2 protein-coding genes are annotated in these 2,531 nt (G+C 46.5%); one reads left to right on the forward strand and one right to left on the reverse strand.

The genetic code is table 11. The features are described 5' to 3' along the window. The first annotated feature begins 276 nt into the window (after window positions 1-276). A complete protein-coding gene (locus tag NNO02_RS23000; RefSeq protein WP_271455848.1) occupies window positions 277-1,671 on the forward strand; it encodes a cytochrome-c peroxidase in 1,395 nt (464 codons plus the stop codon). Window positions 1,672-1,781: 110 nt separating this feature from the next. Here the strand turns inward: NNO02_RS23000 and NNO02_RS23005 are convergent, their stop codons facing one another. Then, window positions 1,782-2,504: a hypothetical protein gene (locus NNO02_RS23005; RefSeq protein ID WP_271441278.1), complete on the reverse strand. Its 723-nt coding sequence runs from the start codon at window positions 2,502-2,504 to the stop codon at window positions 1,782-1,784. Window positions 2,505-2,531: the final 27 nt, after the last annotated feature.

A 2,531-nucleotide genomic window follows, 5' to 3' on the forward strand; every position in this document is an offset into this window, starting at 1 on the left:
AATGATAACAATGGGAAAATTATAATTCTTCGCAATCTAAAACTATTTCATTTTCAGAACATTCGATTGCAACGAGGTGTGAATAGAACCAGGTAACGGCTCATTCTTATAATAGGCGCAGGCTATTCTATCGATAGTTCCCGCCCATGTAATTGATTGATACTTATCAAAAAAGTAATCCCTCCATTTCCTATGATGGTCAGGTCTGACAAAGACTGTGCATTAATTATTCTAATTTTCTGGGTCACAATAACTCACAACAGTGAGGGTAAAATAATGAAAATCATTACCCGTCTTACCGCGATTGCTATAGCAGGCATCGTGATTTGTTATTTTGGATTATCCGGTTATGTGTGGTATCACGATAATCAACGTAGTAAACAAGCTGATGTTCAGGCTTCTACGCTGGAAGAAAATAATAAAGTATTAGGGTTTTTACGCGAAAAAGGATGCGATTATTGTCATACCCCTTCAGCGGAATTACCTTTCTATTCTTCTTTTCCTGTCGCTAAACAGTTGATGAATTACGATATTCAACTGGGCTATAAATCCTTCAATCTTGAAGCCGTACGTGCGGCACTGGTCGCGGATAAACCCGTTTCGCAAAGCGATCTGAATAAAATTGAGTGGGTGATGCAGTACGATACTATGCCGCCAACGCGTTATACCGCGCTGCACTGGGCCGGTAAGGTGAGTGATGCTGAGCGCAAAGAGATTCTTGGCTGGATCGCAAAACAACGCGAGCAGTACTACGCCAGCAGTGATACGGCAGCGCAACATCGCAACGAACCGGTGCAACCGATACCGGAAAGTATCCCGACAGATGCCCGTAAAGTGGCGCTCGGTTTCACGCTCTATCATGACCCACGGATTTCTGGCGACAGCACGATTTCTTGTGCGCACTGCCATGCCCTGAATGCGGGCGGTGTGGATGGCAGAAAAACGTCAATCGGCGTGGGGGGGGCGGTTGGGCCTATTAATGCGCCGACGGTCTTTAACTCGGTGTTTAACGTGGAGCAATTCTGGGATGGACGTGCGCCGACGCTGCAGGCGCAGGCCGGTGGCCCGCCGTTAAATCCCATTGAAATGGCGTCGAAATCCTGGGATGAAATTATCCAGAAACTGGATAAAGATCCACTTCTGAAGCAACAATTTATTGCGGTTTATCCACAGGGATTCAGCGGGGATAATATTACCGATGCGATTGCTGAGTTTGAGAAAACGCTCATTACGCCAAATTCGCCGTTTGATAAATGGCTACGTGGTGACGAAGCGGCGTTAACGGCCCAGCAAAAACAGGGTTATCAGTTGTTTAAGGATAATAAGTGTGCGACCTGTCATGGCGGTATTATTTTAGGTGGACGCTCATTCGAGCCTCTGGGGCTGAAAAAGGACTTTAATTTCGGCGAAGTCACCGCGGCAGATATTGGCCGGATGAACGTCACGAATGAATTACGTGACAAGCTGCGTCAGAAAGTACCGGGTCTGCGTAACGTTGCGCTAACTGCACCTTATTTCCATCGTGGCGATGTACCGACGCTCGATGGCGCGGTGAAACTGATGCTGCGTTATCAGGTGGGTAAAGAACTGCCACAGGAAGATATCGACGATATCGTGGCGTTCCTTGAAAGCCTCAACGGGGTATATACGCCGTATATGCAGGGTAAATAATTCCTGGCGTTATCCAGCCTGACACGTTTTGCAGGCTGGATAATTTTCCTCAATGAACGGGTATAACATGCCCGCTCGGTTGCAACAGCACGTCGATATCAGGCGATAAGTTAAGCTATTTCTTGCTCTTCTTCCTGCACGTAGCCTTCCTGTGCTTGTGCAAATATTTCGTTGGAGGAAACGAGAGCATGGTATCCCTGACCTTCAGGTTGAATAACAATCTTCAACGATTGAGAAAGGGGAACGCCGTTGTCTTTTTTGTTCTGGCCGATGATTGCGCCGGGCGCAAAAGGCGCGACGGCAGCAGCGAAAGCCTGAACCATTTTCTCGCGACTAGCGTAATGTGATTTCTTGATGCTGAGGGCGTTACTGATGATAGCGCAGTCAATCATCGTTCCGGTCAACCAGTCGCATGATGAAGAGTAACCTGCACACCAACGCAAACCACTTCCCTGAGTGTGCTCTTTCAACAGTTGAGTTTTGGTTCCTGCAAAACACGATCCCAGCATCAACCCGCTGATGTTATTGTCTGCGGCTTTTTCTCTGACTGCTTGAAGAATATCTTTGAGCAGAATGCCACTGATGTGTGATTCGCTACCATGTGCTGCCACGTAAACAATCGTATTGCGAAAAACCTGCATACAAAGGCATTCAAGGGCAATTTCGAAGCTCTTTTTATTGTAGAAATTCAGAAAATAGACCTCAGTATCGCCCTGAAGTCTGGCGATCCCTTGAATAAAGGGAACGACCGAAGAACGATTTGAATCATGATCATCCAGTTTCCAGGGGGATTCAATGACCAGGATACAATTGCTGCTTTTACTTTTTGGCATGAAATATACACCTAAGTGAAATTATTC

The sequence above is a fragment of the Citrobacter sp. Awk 2 genome (assembly GCF_028069815.1).
Taxonomy (GTDB): domain Bacteria; phylum Pseudomonadota; class Gammaproteobacteria; order Enterobacterales; family Enterobacteriaceae; genus Citrobacter.